Origin of the sequence: Bacillus sp. 3G2, assembly GCF_044324725.1 — a bacterium.
Lineage (GTDB): Bacteria > Bacillota > Bacilli > Bacillales > Bacillaceae_G > Bacillus_A > Bacillus_A mobilis.
Genome location: NZ_CP172246.1, coordinates 4,694,766 through 4,708,844 on the forward strand (window position 1 = coordinate 4,694,766; position 14,079 = coordinate 4,708,844).

General features: G+C 37.4%; 19 protein-coding genes. 10 read left to right on the top strand and 9 right to left on the bottom strand.

The features are described 5' to 3' along the window. Positions 1-7 precede the first annotated feature (7 nt). Together ACHZK0_RS24255 and ACHZK0_RS24260 are read right to left on the bottom strand one after the other, a co-directional pair. Complete coding sequence (locus ACHZK0_RS24255) at positions 8-640, bottom strand: helix-turn-helix transcriptional regulator (RefSeq protein ID WP_262741037.1); 633 nt, start codon at positions 638-640, stop codon at positions 8-10. Between the two features lie 79 nt (positions 641-719). After that, entirely contained in the window at positions 720-1,160 is a 441-nt protein-coding gene (locus ACHZK0_RS24260) for a DUF86 domain-containing protein (RefSeq protein ID WP_061678031.1), read from the bottom strand. A 147-nt stretch (positions 1,161-1,307) separates the two neighbouring features. Between ACHZK0_RS24260 and glpX the strand changes: the two genes are divergently transcribed. The 3 genes from glpX (at position 1,308) to ACHZK0_RS24275 (ending at position 3,433) form a co-directional block, all read left to right on the top strand. Then, complete coding sequence (gene glpX / locus ACHZK0_RS24265) at positions 1,308-2,279, top strand: class II fructose-bisphosphatase (RefSeq protein WP_000439095.1); 972 nt, start codon at positions 1,308-1,310, stop codon at positions 2,277-2,279. A gap of 16 nt (positions 2,280-2,295) precedes the next feature. Continuing rightward, positions 2,296-2,562 (top strand): DUF3055 domain-containing protein, encoded by a 267-nt coding sequence (locus ACHZK0_RS24270; RefSeq protein WP_000392615.1) that lies wholly within the window; start codon positions 2,296-2,298, stop codon positions 2,560-2,562. 373 nt (positions 2,563-2,935) lie between these two features. Continuing rightward, on the top strand, positions 2,936-3,433 hold the full coding sequence (locus ACHZK0_RS24275) for a cytoplasmic protein (protein WP_098111112.1): 498 nt from the start codon (positions 2,936-2,938) through the stop codon (positions 3,431-3,433). Positions 3,434-3,472: 39 nt separating this feature from the next. Here ACHZK0_RS24275 and ACHZK0_RS24280 read toward each other — a convergent pair whose 3' ends face one another. After that, positions 3,473-3,784, bottom strand: a complete 312-nt coding sequence (locus ACHZK0_RS24280; protein WP_002003766.1) for a YutD family protein — start codon at positions 3,782-3,784, stop codon at positions 3,473-3,475. A 115-nt stretch (positions 3,785-3,899) separates the two neighbouring features. Here ACHZK0_RS24280 and ACHZK0_RS24285 point away from each other — a divergent pair, with 115 nt between their 5' ends. Further along, the gene (locus tag ACHZK0_RS24285) at positions 3,900-4,478 is read left to right on the top strand and encodes a YhcN/YlaJ family sporulation lipoprotein (RefSeq protein ID WP_002191082.1); all 579 of its coding nucleotides are present in this window, start codon (positions 3,900-3,902) and stop codon (positions 4,476-4,478) included. A gap of 37 nt (positions 4,479-4,515) precedes the next feature. On the opposite strand, the gene ACHZK0_RS24290 is transcribed toward ACHZK0_RS24285, so the two are convergent. After that, the gene (locus ACHZK0_RS24290) at positions 4,516-5,247 is read right to left on the bottom strand and encodes a MerR family transcriptional regulator (protein ID WP_262741039.1); all 732 of its coding nucleotides are present in this window, start codon (positions 5,245-5,247) and stop codon (positions 4,516-4,518) included. Between the two features lie 99 nt (positions 5,248-5,346). On the opposite strand from ACHZK0_RS24290, the gene ACHZK0_RS24295 reads away from it, so the two are divergent. Then, positions 5,347-6,162 carry a YhfC family intramembrane metalloprotease gene (locus tag ACHZK0_RS24295; RefSeq protein ID WP_262741040.1) on the top strand — a complete coding sequence of 272 codons (816 nt, stop codon included), beginning with the start codon at positions 5,347-5,349 and terminating at the stop codon, positions 6,160-6,162. 22 nt (positions 6,163-6,184) lie between these two features. Here ACHZK0_RS24295 and ACHZK0_RS24300 read toward each other — a convergent pair whose 3' ends face one another. Next, complete coding sequence (locus ACHZK0_RS24300; protein WP_270340927.1) at positions 6,185-6,628, bottom strand: hypothetical protein; 444 nt, start codon at positions 6,626-6,628, stop codon at positions 6,185-6,187. A 133-nt stretch (positions 6,629-6,761) separates the two neighbouring features. On the opposite strand from ACHZK0_RS24300, the gene ACHZK0_RS24305 reads away from it, so the two are divergent. Next, on the top strand, positions 6,762-7,316 hold the full coding sequence (locus ACHZK0_RS24305) for a histidine phosphatase family protein (RefSeq protein WP_395760963.1): 555 nt from the start codon (positions 6,762-6,764) through the stop codon (positions 7,314-7,316). A 74-nt stretch (positions 7,317-7,390) separates the two neighbouring features. After that, positions 7,391-7,873: a YbaK/EbsC family protein gene (locus tag ACHZK0_RS24310; protein WP_262741043.1), complete on the top strand. Its 483-nt coding sequence runs from the start codon at positions 7,391-7,393 to the stop codon at positions 7,871-7,873. Between the two features lie 17 nt (positions 7,874-7,890). Here the strand turns inward: ACHZK0_RS24310 and lipA are convergent, their stop codons facing one another. Then, a complete protein-coding gene (gene lipA, locus ACHZK0_RS24315) occupies positions 7,891-8,787 on the bottom strand; it encodes a lipoyl synthase (RefSeq protein ID WP_000166375.1) in 897 nt (298 codons plus the stop codon). Positions 8,788-8,976: 189 nt separating this feature from the next. On the opposite strand from lipA, the gene ACHZK0_RS24320 reads away from it, so the two are divergent. Next, on the top strand, positions 8,977-9,960 hold the full coding sequence (locus tag ACHZK0_RS24320; RefSeq protein ID WP_061678025.1) for a M23 family metallopeptidase: 984 nt from the start codon (positions 8,977-8,979) through the stop codon (positions 9,958-9,960). 36 nt (positions 9,961-9,996) lie between these two features. Here the strand turns inward: ACHZK0_RS24320 and yunB are convergent, their stop codons facing one another. From yunB to ACHZK0_RS24335, 3 genes are all read right to left on the bottom strand, one after another. Then, positions 9,997-10,728, bottom strand: coding sequence for a sporulation protein YunB (gene yunB, locus ACHZK0_RS24325; protein ID WP_001974325.1), 732 nt, complete (start codon positions 10,726-10,728; stop codon positions 9,997-9,999). A 54-nt stretch (positions 10,729-10,782) separates the two neighbouring features. After that, the gene (locus tag ACHZK0_RS24330) at positions 10,783-11,085 is read right to left on the bottom strand and encodes a YunC family protein (protein ID WP_000248463.1); all 303 of its coding nucleotides are present in this window, start codon (positions 11,083-11,085) and stop codon (positions 10,783-10,785) included. 64 nt (positions 11,086-11,149) lie between these two features. Next, a complete protein-coding gene (locus ACHZK0_RS24335) occupies positions 11,150-12,565 on the bottom strand; it encodes a bifunctional metallophosphatase/5'-nucleotidase (RefSeq protein WP_316251358.1) in 1,416 nt (471 codons plus the stop codon). A gap of 320 nt (positions 12,566-12,885) precedes the next feature. On the opposite strand from ACHZK0_RS24335, the gene ACHZK0_RS24340 reads away from it, so the two are divergent. Continuing rightward, positions 12,886-13,215, top strand: coding sequence for a PadR family transcriptional regulator (locus ACHZK0_RS24340; RefSeq protein WP_262741044.1), 330 nt, complete (start codon positions 12,886-12,888; stop codon positions 13,213-13,215). After that, entirely contained in the window at positions 13,215-13,943 is a 729-nt protein-coding gene (locus ACHZK0_RS24345; protein WP_270340932.1) for a VanZ family protein, read from the top strand. The genes ACHZK0_RS24340 and ACHZK0_RS24345 overlap by 1 nt, the downstream gene beginning before the upstream one ends. Positions 13,944-14,079: the final 136 nt, after the last annotated feature.

Below are 14,079 nucleotides of genomic sequence, written 5' to 3' on the forward strand. Positions count from 1 at the left end.
ATAACGTTCATTTTTTCTCTTTTACTTGGTAAGAACAACTACAATCGCCCTCACACATGTTTGCTAACGTCTTTACATCTGCTCCTGCAAATAAACGATTATACATCTCTTTTTCATCTTCACATACTTGCGGGAATCTCTCTGCAATTTCCTTTAACGGACAGTTTTGTTTTTCAATTACGAAAGAGTTTTCTCCATCTCTCTTTATTTGAACCATATAACCATTTTTCTCTTGCATAGCTGCTATCTCTTGCACTTTATATGCTAAATTCTTTTGATTACTCACTCGCTTTTGCAACTGTTCTTCCATTCGCTTCGTTCTCTCTTTTAAAACGTAACGAAGTACTTTTTCATCACCCATTCGAGCTAAATCTTCTAGCATATCAATCGCAAATTGCTTATACTCCTTCGGGAATGTATCTTCTCCCTTTTCGCTTAATCCATACAAATAAGTTGGTCTTCCGACATGTTGTCTTACCATCTTGGAATAGATTAAACCATCTTTCTCAAGATTACTTAAATGTCTTCGGATCGCCATTTCGGTAATCTCTAAAACGTCAGCTAGTTCTGCTACTGTGTGCTCTCCCTTTACTTTCAACAATTGGACAATTTCATCTTTCGTCGTACGTGCTTCCCCCATGCTTAACCCTTCTCCCTTTTCTTTCTCACATACAATATAAGATCCCCAAAAAGGTACCTTGGGGATCTTATAAGCATAATTATTCTGGTACAAATGCAGATACAGGTCCTAATTCCTTCTCTAAATAACTGCGAATATTTGCTGGGTATTTCTCTACCACGGCAATATGTTTTTGAATCGTCTTATATAATTCATCATGATTCATTTGAATATAATCTTGCGTAAGCATTTTTCGAAGAAGAATCACTTCTTTCATTCCTTGTCCTTCTTCTGCACTTATCACTCGCTCGTCCATCAAAATATCGATAATATCTTCATAACTTCCTGGATCGCGCATAATAAATCCATCAATCATCGCATTCCCTACATCTAATACACTATCAATAATTAGATGAGTTATACGTTCTAATGCGTAAAATTCAAACTCGGTTTCATATATCTTTTTCTCTTGAAATGTACTTGTTGCTCGTTCTAAACATACTAGCATTTGTTCTATTTTCTTTCTGTCTACAAAATACATGAATGTCACCTACCTGGAAATTAAAGCATTTACATTTTAATTGTAACGCTTTCTTCTGAAAAAATCGACAATTTTTCGAATTCACCTTTTCTCCGTTATTTGTTATAGTTATATTTGTATGATTTTTGAAATTGGAGGAATGGAATCTTGGAACGTGAACTCGCACTAGAAATTGTCCGTGTAACAGAAGCAGCAGCATTAGCATCCGCACAGTGGATGGGCCGCGGAAAGAAAAACGAAGCAGACGATGCAGCAACTACAGCAATGCGTGATATGTTTGATTCAGTAAACATGGCAGGTACAGTTGTAATCGGTGAAGGAGAACTTGATGAAGCACCGATGTTGTATATTGGTGAAGAACTAGGAACAGGTAACGGTCCAGAAGTAGACATCGCCGTTGACCCATTAGAAGGTACAAACATCGTTGCAAAAGGTCTTGCAAATGCAATGGCAGTTATCGCAATCGCAGATAAAGGAAACCTTCTTCACGCTCCTGATATGTACATGGAAAAAATCGCGGTTGGTCCAAAAGCAGCTGGTAAAATTAGCTTAGATGATCCAATTGAAAAAACAATTGAAATTGTAGCAGAAGCTAACAATAAAAAGATTCGCGATCTAACAGTTATCGTTCAAGAACGTGAACGTCATCAAGATATTATTGACCGTGTTCGTGCAAAAGGTGCACGCGTAAAATTATTTGGTGATGGTGATGTTGGTGCGTCAATCGCAACAGCACTACCTGGGACAGGTATTGACTTATTCGTAGGTACTGGCGGAGCTCCAGAAGGTGTTATTTCTGCAGCAGCATTAAAATGCCTTGAAGGTGAAATGCAAGCTCGCTTAGTTCCAATGAACGAAGAAGAAGAAGCTCGTTGTCGTGAAATGGGATTAGAAGATCCTCGTCAACTTCTTATGTTAGATGACTTAGTATCTGGGGATGATGCAATCTTCTCAGCAACTGGTGTATCTGCTGGTGAGTTATTAGACGGCGTGAAATTCCTTGGCGGAGATTTAGCTGAAACATATTCTATCGTTATGCGTTACAAAACAAGAACGGTACGATTCATTAAAACGCATCACCATTTAGATCATAAACCACACTTAAACTTAGATATTTAATAAAGGAGCCATGTGTATGGAAGAACGTTTCTTTCTGTACGACGATACAGTCGCTACAAGAACTCGTTTCGTTAGCTTTATGGGAGAAAATGAGCGTCATGATTTAGCGCTTTTATACTCTGATCGTCATTACGGTAAAACCATTGTCCTTGATATGCAGCGCAATAAATTTGCAATCATCGGTCCTGACGATTTAAACGAACCAGGCTACTTAGAGCATGCATTTTCTATGACTGAAGAAATTGCAGAAGAACTACGCTCATTTTTATTTGAACTTATATAATTTATCGTATGCACCAGCTATTTTAGCTGGTGTTTTTTCGCTTTAAGTATTTTGAATTTTCAAACCTCTATGTTATAATTAAGAATAAATCTATTTGGATAGAAAGGACGTTATCTACGTATGCCAACATTTACTTTGTGATGGATAAGCAATCGGATAGCATTACTCTCAAAAAAGCACCGTGCTTTTTCAAGGGAGTAGTCTGCCCATTCCCATTACAAAGGAGCGTAACGCATCTGTAGTATGATGTTTACGGAGGTTCCTCTCTGGGGAATCTCCTTTTATTTTTGTCTATTTCTCATGTCTTCATACTACAAAACATCCAAATAGCTGTATTACGTTCCTTTACCACTACTATAAGAGGTGAAGGAAAATGCAGAAAGTACAACTTTCTTGGAGTTTATATGAAAATGAGCAAAACACAATCGAAAAGTATTGTAAAAATTGCAGACGCACTACCCTATTTACTGACACGAATATTCGTAGGCATAACGCCAATGGAAAAAATATATACCGCTTTGCCATTTACAAATGTCCGAAAGATCATACGTGGAATCAAAAACTTCGTATTTATAAAGCATTTACTGATCACGTTGAAACAGTCGATATGACGCAGCAAGATCAAACAGAAACAACTACTACCATTTCCATTACGCAACATAAAGAAAACGGTATAGCCGAAATCACGATCGTATTAGATATCGTTTTCGGTTCACACCGAATGGATAAAGCTTTATCCACATATATTTCCGACTGGAGCCGTACACGTATTGTGGATAAAATTAAAAATGGGGATATTCAATTGAACGGACAACAAATGAAACCAAACGCAATACTTTCTGAAGGCGATTCTATTTCAATTTGTTTATGAGCAAGTAAAAAATCCTCTTACAATCGTAAGAGGATTTTTTTATTTCTTCACTTTTCGTAATACGAAGTGTGCACAACCGAAGTTACAGTACTCGTATAAATACTCTGATAAAGTACTAATTTTCGTATCATATGTCGAACGTTGATTACTATCATCAAAGAAACCGCGCAATCTAAGTTGCTCATAACCCCAGTCCCCAACGATGTAATCATATTTATTTAAAATTTCTGCATAACGCTCTTTAAATGCTTCTTCACTAAAACCATCACGAAAGTTTTTAATTACTTCGTACTGAACATTATTAATGCTCACCGTAGCATGCATCTCTTGCTCTTGCTTTTGCTCCATCATTAACTTCCTCTCTAAGCATTCTTCTTTTTATCGTATCACAAAGCATACCAACCAACAATTTCAAATACAAAAAATTGAAAATTAGTGCATGCTATGGAGAAGGAGGTGATACATCGTGAAAAAACAAATTATACTCTCTCTCCTCACTCTTTCCTTATTTGCAGGCTGTCAATCAACGAATAAAGCCGAAATGGAACGTGAAGAAGGAAGTCGTGTTCTTGTTTCCAATAAAAACGACATGTATCATACGGAAAATACAAATACACGATTAACGAGAGTCGGTTATTCATCTAAACAAAAGCATGAAGTATCTAATAAACAAGTAGGAGCCATTAACCGTGAGAAAGTCGCTGAAATGATTACAAGCATGACAGTCAAACTTCCTGACGTTACAAACGCCGCTACGCTCGTTACCGATGATGAAGTATTTGTTGTATACCGTGCAAACACAACGGATCCAAAACTCGTAGCAGATCAAGTATATAAAGCTGCTTTGTCCATCGTCCCTCGCTATTATAAAGCATATGTATCAACAGACCAAAAGTTGATTTCTCAAATTCAAGGACTTCAATCTGGCGCTTTAAATGATACAGAATATACACAGAGCCTCGACATGCTAAAACGGGAAATGAGCAAAAATCCTCATTTGAACAATACGGGGGATCAAACTTTGAATGATATGATTAAAAAATAAAGAAGATGGAGAAAACCTCCACCTTCTTTATTTTTGACTATTTCTTACGATCCGCATAAACCTCCATCGCGTCACACATAAAATGCGCTAACCCTTCTCCAAACTTATCAATATTTTTCGTGAAGCGCTCATCAGCGACGTACATTTGACCGAGTCCTTTAAAAGCATCTAATGAATATTCACCGAAGTTTTGCAAGTAATCGTACCATACCCCTATTGCTTCCTGTGCCTCTTTAGAATCTGGTGTGCCGTGTCTAAGCGCCGCTAAATTTCTGTAAATCGAATTGAACTCTTCTTGATTGTCTTTTGACATACCTTTCGCATATTCATTCGCTTTATCTACAGCTGCGTCTCCCCATCTTTCACGAGCTTCTTCTTCGTACGGATTATGGCTGAAATCGAAGCCTTCAAATTTCTCTTTATTCGTCATTTCAATCTCTCCTTTTGTATGCTGAATTGTTTTATCAATCGTCGCAATCACATTATCTAACCTAGCACGCTTTTCAAGAAGCATCTTCTTATGAAGCTGTAGTGCTTCTTCTCGGTCAAATGATGGACTCATGATAATTTCTTTAATTTTCTTCAAAGGGAAGCCTAGTTCTTTAAAAAATAAAATTTGCTGCAATGTCTCTAAATTTTCATTGGAATACAAACGATATCCAGACTCTGTCGTCTCGTCTGGGGTTAACAACCCAATTTCATCGTAATGATGCAGTGTGCGCACACTAATTCCAACTAAATTAGCTACTTCTTTTACCTTCATTGTCATGTGTATCTCCCCCTTAATACATACGATAAAGTATGACGCAACGTTAGAGTCAATAATTAATTTCATTTTTTGTTAAAAGTTTCATCTCCACTATATTTCATGCATAATAGATATGTACATATATTAGAAAGCGGTGAAAGTATGGTTTCAAATACTGTAATTGCCAGCATCATCTTTCAACTCATTGTATCGATTCTGGTCCCAATTATTGTACTCGTTTATTTCCGTAAGAAATATAATATTAATTGGAAAATAGTTGGCGTTGGTGTCCTTATCTTTATCGGGTTTACCCAAATTCTCGAAACACCGTTCCACCTATTTATGCGCGGTAATCCAGCAATCGCTCCAATTTTAGAAAACCCATTTGTCTTCGCACTTTATGGCGGACTAACTGCTGGTATTTTTGAAGAATTAGGACGCTTCGTTGCCTTCTTCTTCCTACTAAAAAAATATCAAGAATATAAAGATGGCTTCGCTTACGGAATTGGTCACGGCGGGATAGAATCTATTTTAGTTGGCGGATTCTCTGCATTCCAAGCACTTATATTTGCGAATTCAATTAACAACGGTAGCTTCGCTCAGATGGTCGAAAAAATGCCTGAACTAAGCCGCCTACAGGACATGTTAATCCAACAACCTGCCTACTTATACTTCCTTGGTAGCTTAGAAAGAATTATGGCACTCGTGCTACAAATCGCCTTTACAATGCTTGTTTTATATGCAGTAAAACAGAAGAAGTATATCTTCCTTGTGTACGCTATACTATTCCACGCACTTGTAGACTTCTTCGCGGCACTTTACCAAACGAAAACAATCAACATCTTTGTTGCAGAAGGAATCACCCTTCTCTTCACAATTGGCGCTGTCATTCTTATTCGAAAAATGAAAGAGAAATTAATGAGTGTGCCGGAATAAAAATAACCCACCAGTTGGTGGGTTATTTTTTATATGGATTATCATAGTGATGATAACTTTTCCCCGCTTGCAGCTCCCTCTTTGTTTCTGCATCTATGACGATGTACTTATGAAACTCTTCTACTTCATTTTGAGAAAAGGAAGCGAAAAAATAAACTTGGCGATCAGGGTGAATAAAAGAATCTTGAAACACCACACTACCCCGACAACCCACAGCTGTTTTTTGTAGGAAAGAAAATTCTTCATCAGGCACTTCTTTAAATAAGATTTTTTTTCGAACGCTATATGCTGCATCGTTATATTCTTTATAGATTTTCTGATCTAACTGTTCATAAAATACATCTTCACTCACAAACGATTTATTTTGGTTGCTTGGATAATTTAATTTTGTATTCGATTCTGCATATGTTGTGGACAAGTGTATAAAAAAACAAAGACTAAATACAATACATATCATTTTTTTCATAAGTGCACCTCAAATGTTCATTATCCACATTACTTTTCCACATTTTAAAATCAATATGCCGTTTCCAGTAAAAAGGAATTTTTTCCACATTTGTCGAAGTATATAGCGTCAACTTGAAAGATGGGGATGAATTATGAAGAAATTGATTGTAATACGACATTGTTCAGCAACTGACCAAGAACGTGATGCCGAATTAACGATTGCAGGAAAAAACCAAGCCAACACCCTTGCGAAATTCCTCTTAGAAAACCAACCACAACTAGATCATATTATTTCAAGCCCATTTGTGCGAGCTATCGATTCTATTCGGCCCTATGCGCTCCAAGCTAACTTGTCTATCCAAGAAGATGAACGATTAGCTGAACGCATATTAAGCGACGTTCCAATGGACGATTGGATGCAAAAACTAGAATCTACTTTTACAAATATAGATATTGCCTTTTCAGGCGGAGAGTCGACAAAACAAGCAACGGACCGTGCTATATCGCTTATCCAAGACGTTTTAAAATTAGATCATACTACAACACTACTCGTTACACATGGAAACTTACTGACGCTCATTTTAAAGCACTTTGATCATACGATTGGTTTTAATGAATGGAGAGCTCTAACGAATCCTGATATTTACGAAATTACAATCGATGAACAATGTATTCTAAAACGATTATGGGAAGCACCGTCCGAGTAATATCTCTTTCCAACACATTCAGTTGACGCCACGAGAAGAAACTGTACTAACAATAGAAAGGGGTATCACTCCATATGTACGAAGATGTACTTGCTTTACTACATAAAACAAATGCTTCTTACGAAAAGTTTGAACACGAACCAGTACTCGATTATGAAACAGATCGTATCGTACGTGAAAGGCTTGGCTTACACGGCACTCCAAGTAAAAGCTTATTTTTAAAATCAAAGTCTGGAGATTATTACGTATTTTTTACGTTAGAGGGCACAAGACTCAACCGAGGAGAGATAAAAGAAATAACAGGAGAAAGCTTATCTCTCTGTTCTCCCGATGAGCTAAGAGAAGAAACTGGCTGTACGCCAGGATGTGTCGCTCCTTTCGGTTATTCACAACATGTAACGATTATTGTGGATCGTGCAATTTATGCTTACGACAAAATTTTAATCACACCTGGTGTACCTGAATTTACAATTGAATTATCCACAGAGGAATTAAAGAAAATTTTATTAACATGTCCGAATACTGTTTTAGAGTATAAACAAAAAGAGAGCCAATGATCGGCTCTCTTTTTTCATTATTTTGCTTCTGCTGTTTTTTCTTTTGCAGAACGAACCTGCTCGTCCGCATGGTAAGAAGAACGCACAAGTGGACCAGCTTCACAGTGGCTAAAGCCTTTGCTAAGTGCAATTTCTTTAAGCTCTGCAAATTCTGCTGGTGGGTAATATTTAAGAACTGGTAAATGCTTCTTAGATGGTTGTAGGTATTGTCCAAGAGTTAAAATATCCACATTGTTTGCACGTAAGTCATCCATTGCTTCAATTAAATCTTCTCTCGTTTCACCTAAGCCCACCATAATGCTCGATTTAGTTGGAATATCAGGCTGCATTTCTTTCGCTCGACGTAAAAACTCTAATGAACGGTCATATTTTGCTCTAGCGCGAACTCGGTTAGATAATCGACGTACTGTTTCAATGTTATGGTTTAAAATATCTGGTTTTGCATCCATTAACATTTTTAAGTTTTCTTCTACTCCACCCATATCAGATGGTAATACTTCGATTGACGTAAATGGATTTTTACGACGTACAGCGCGTACTGTTTCAGCAAAAACAGCTGCTCCCCCGTCTTTTAAATCATCACGTGCAACCGCTGTTATAACAACGTGCTTTAAGCCCATTTGTACTACAGAATCTGCTACGCGTTCTGGCTCTTGTAAATCAAGCTCAGTTGGTAAGCCTGTTTTAACCGCACAAAAACGACAAGCACGTGTACAAACCGCACCTAAAATCATAAATGTTGCTGTTTTTCTTACAGCCCAGCATTCATGAATATTCGGACATTTTGCTTCTTCACAAACTGTATGAAGATTCTTAGAACGCATCATTTTCTTTAAGCCTGTATAGTTTTCATTCGTGTTTAACTTAATTTTCAACCATTCGGGCTTGCGCTTATATTCTGTTTGTTTTGTCATGGTTATCAACTCCGCACAATATGAAATAGTTTACCGTGTTCGCTTCTTTCAATGTAACATATCTATTCTAACGTATGAAAGCGATTTGCTCAAATGAAGATTCTAAGATTTTTTCCAATCGTTCCCTATAATGAAATACTCCGTATATCCCACACTAAAAAGAGTGATGTTGTGAAAGGAGTCTATTTCATGCTTCGAAAAATTTCTCTTTTGCTTTCAATTTGCTTTCTTCTCCACCAAAACATCGCTTACGGTGAAGATAATCAGCAAAGCATATACGAAAAGCGCATGGCACTATATAAAGAAACCGAGCAATCTTCAGGCATTCCGTGGTATTACTTAGCTGCAATGGATCAATATGAAAGAAATATACGGAGCGTAAGAAAAGATATTCCGAAAAAACCAGATGCCATCATTTCCCTTTATTTCAAACCAGAAATATGGGCTGGACCCGTTAATGGTAACGACACTCTCCCCCATACAATTTCTTTATTTGGCGGGTTAGGTTTAGATGGTGACAAAGATGGATTTGCAAATGCAAATAACGACCGTGATCTTTTGCATACAGCAGCAACGATTTTAAAAAAACAAGGAACGTCCGAAGACCGTGTTCACATTATGCTTTGGGAATATTATAGACGTGCGAAAACAGTTGAATTAATTACCGAATACGCCCAAATTTATAAACATTATGGACGTATTAATTTAGAAGGAAATGCTTTCCCACTTCCAATTCGTAGCGACCATAGCTACCGTAGTACCTTTGGCGCTGGAAGAAGTTTTGGGGGAAGAAGAGTTCATGAAGGAACCGATATTTTTGCAGGCTATGGCGTACCAGTAAGGTCCACTTGCTATGGCATTATTGAAACAAAGGGCTGGAACCGCCTTGGCGGATGGCGCATCGGTATTCGTGATCTTCATAATAATTACCATTATTACGCTCATTTAGGCGGATTCTCAAAAGAAATACAACTTGGACAAATTGTCGAACCAGGAAAAGTAATCGGATTTGTCGGTAGCACCGGTTATGGCCCTCCCGGCACAGCAGGAAAATTCCCTCCTCACTTACATTTCGGCATGTATAAAGACAATGGCTATACAGAATGGGCTTTCGATCCATACATGCATTTAAGTCTTTGGGAGCGAAAAGAACGCGCAAATACAAAACGATAACCGTAGCAATATGCTACGGTTATTTTTTATTTACAGCTAACTATCCGTTTTCTTTTTATCAGGTACAACAACACTCCCGCTTCCGTAATACGTAGGCACTTCCCCTTGAACAATGCGCGTTGCAATCGGAACATCTTGTTTTACTTTTATTTCTTTCGTATGAAATGGAATAATCACTTGCAACGTGACTTCCATCTCCATAATAATTTGAATCGCTGTCGTATTGATCCCGTGCGGTTCAATTTTTTGTTTAATATCCGTATTCACATGACCAATCGTCGTGAAATCAATTGGAATATCGGGTCCTATATTTCCAAGAAGCGCATTATCCGTTACACGACCAAAAGGAACTGCCATCGTTGCTCCATTTTTTTCAGAAATACCTAGCCCCTTCAAATCACCTTGTTCTACTTGCTGTAAATATTTTTCTATGTATGTGGTCGTTGACGTTACGATTTCATTTACTTGCTTCGTATTTAAATTAATTGTGGATACTTTCCCGTTTTTATCATTTTGCACTTTCATTAATGAATCGACATCGAATCCTTCATTAATTCTATCTTTTACCGCCTTCGTCATAATCGCTGTCGCCATTTTATGCGTCTCTACTTCTCCATATTTAAGTAACGTCGGCTGAATGCTACTATTCACAATCCATAATCCTTGCACGAGTAATATAACAAAAAGAATAAACGACATAAGCAGTATGTACCGAAAGGAAATAGGCCCCCTTCGAAACCGCGAATTTTTCGAACGAAATATACTCATAAAAAAACCTCCTTCTTATATCATTTCTATGCAAGAAGGAGGGACGATATATGCTTATCTCATTTTTAATAATGCTTCTTTTCCGATTGTGCCAGCCGTAATACCTAAAGCTTCGGCTTCAATCGTTACTGATTCTAGCGGTGCTTCAAGAAGCTGTTCAATCGTTCTTACACCAACCGCACGGCCAGCAATAATTCCTCGATCCCCTAACTTCTCATTTAAAAGACCTACATCTAATGCACCGCACATAATATATCCTTTATCGCTCATTACAGCTAGCAAATTTGTCTTTGGAAGTTTGACGCTAACCGCAATAAACGTATAATTATCGATTATAATTGGCTCCACATTAACCATAGTTCACACTCCTCTCTTTCTTATCTGTATGACAAGAGAAAAATGAGTGTTACAAGTAACTAGCCTATAGTTTGACGGAAGATGTATGAGTTATCAACACGTCTGTTAACACATCTCTGAGTAACTCTGGCATATAATATTGTTTGTCAGAAAGTGTGGATAGCTCTGGGTATAAATATCCGAATGTAAACATATCAATCGTTCCTACCGTATATATACGATCTAATTCCAGCGATTGCCCGTTAATCAATACATCTTCGAGTAAAATTTTATTCCCAGGAATCGTATCTGGAATAACTTCTACACCAGCGTAAATCATTTTCCCCATCACTTTCCCGCGAAATCCAAATCCCTTTACCTCAAGGTTCTCCATATTCGGACGACGCGCTTTCAAAATAACTTCTCGTAACATTTTCCCTGGCACTTTTAATAAACATGGATTAATGGGGTGTGGACAAATTCTGTGAATATCTCCGCGCGTCACAACACCTTCATTTAATCCCTCTAATAGCACACCAGCGTTCACCATGCCGATTTCTGCACCACACCACGTTTTCAGCGCACTTGCTAACATGTGCGAAAATGACGTCTCCTGAAACCAATCGACCGGTAATGCTTCCTTTAAATGAACGACAGGCTCGGCCATAATCTGTTTACTTTCTTCCTGCAGCACTTCAATTGTGGATAACGGTTTGCTATAAGCACCTAAACGTTCTGTCTTAATCGCTCTACCGTCCTTTTTCAACAGCTTCTTCGTCTCTTTATCCACAGTAAGCTGGACGTGCCCAACGTAACGTCCCCACTTTTCACAACAACAAAGTAACGTATTATTCATAAGAACGCCACGCTCAAATAAATGGTGCGTATGTGCCCCTAAAATAACATCTATATCATAATGCTCCGCCATATACTCATCCATGCTTTTTCCAAGATGAGAAAGGACCACTGTAATATGAGCCTCATCTCGCGCTTCTTCTAAAATAGACTCTAAATGGATAAGTGGATCTTCAATATGCCAATCGAGCATATGATAAAACTCTGGATACGCTACCGTTAACCCGATAAAAGCAATCGTAATCCCATCTGTCGTTGTATGTAATTTATAAGGCTTTGCCCACTCCGGACGTACCCCTTCTTTTTCAAATAAATTCGCGACGAGCACCTCAAATCCAGCATCATCATATAAATGATTCAAATGCTCCTTCGCTAACGTAATTCCTTCATTATTTCCGATCGTTACATAATCATATAACGCCTCATTTAAAAGCTTCGTATTGCCAAGTCCATTCGTCGCTTCCGAAATACTATGAAAACGATCCACATGATCGCCGATATCAACCGTCAAAACGGTCTCTCCCGCTTCCTGTCTCCGCTTTTTCTCTCCTTGTACAAACCGAGAAATTTGCGGCCAATTTTCAAAATGACTATGTATATCGTTTGTATGATAAAGGTGGATGATTGTTTCTTTATTTATATTCAGAGAAAAAACCTCCTCTCAGTTCTTTACTGCCATTTACGCTACGCGTACGCAATAATCCTGTAAATACTTTTCGTCTTTTCTTGCTATTTTACATTGTACTCGCATTGAGAGAAAAAGCAAAAGATTGCCCTTTTAATGTGAGGAACTTTATTTTTTCAAATCTGTGGATTAGTTAGAGGGGCAATATTTGTCAGGAAGTTTACTGGGCGGCTTGGCGAAGAGTGTTTGCCAGCTCCTATATGGAAGATTATTCTGTACATATACCTTGTAACACGACATATGTCGTGTTACACTTTCATCATAAGGTGGTGAACCATAAAATGGATAAAGAGATATTAAAAGGAAGTATTGATATTTTACTTCTCTCCATCATTAAACAGCACGATACGTACGGATATGAAATTATTCAAAAACTAAAAGAAAACAGCAATGATTTATACACGATGAGCCAAGGTACACTCTATCCAGCACTCAAACGTATGGAACAAAAGGATTTAATCAATTCCTACTGGGGTGAATCTGAAACTGGTATGAAACGAAAGTTTTATTGCATTACTACGAGCGGAAAGAAAATTTTAGAAGAAAAACTAACAGCGTGGAATTCAGTTACAGCTCTTATTAAAACTTGTCAGAAAGGGGCTTTAAATTAATGACGATTGAAAAATACATACAGAGTATCGTTCAAAAAACAAACCTATCGCAACCTGATAGAGACGAACTTTACTTCGAAATTTACGATCATCTTACAAGCTTAAAACAAGAATTTCTCGATCAAGGAAAATCTGAAGAAGAAGCGACTACATTAGCCATTCAAAATTTTGGAGAAGCCTCTACTTTAGGAACTGAAATTGAAAAAGCGATGCAATCTTCTACGCAAAAATATGTACAGTGGATTGGTTGGGGATTGTTTTTACCATATTCTTTTGTTTTATTATTTAAACTATTGCTCGGAAGGCCAGCTTTTTACTTTGGTAATCTGAAGTACTTCTTTGAAACAGGTGACTGGCATTCTATACACGGTGGGTTAATAAACTTGGTTCCTTTCAGAAGTACAATCCGCTATTTAACTGAATTTGATTCTTATAATCTAGACATCGTACTTATGAATACATTAGGAAACGTCCTCATATTTATCCCATTCGGATTCCTTCTACCTTTATTATTTAAACAAATAAACAATGTAAAAATGGCATCAAAAATTTTCATTAAGTTTATTTTATTAATTGAATCGTTACAACTCCTTACTTTTACTGGTGTTTTCGATATTGATGACATCATATTGAATATGTTAGGTGCTTTAATTGGATATGGTTCTTTTGTTGGGATGAAGTATATTTTGGACCGTGTTAAGTCTGTGGATAAAGTGGATACGATTTAGGTTTGAGGTATACGGTCTGTTCTTCCTGTCGTAATTTGTTGATAAGTCGATATTCCTTGTCGAATCGTCGATATATTCCGAGTTATGATCGATATATTTGAAAAATCATTGATATATTTAACTGAACATCCGCCTG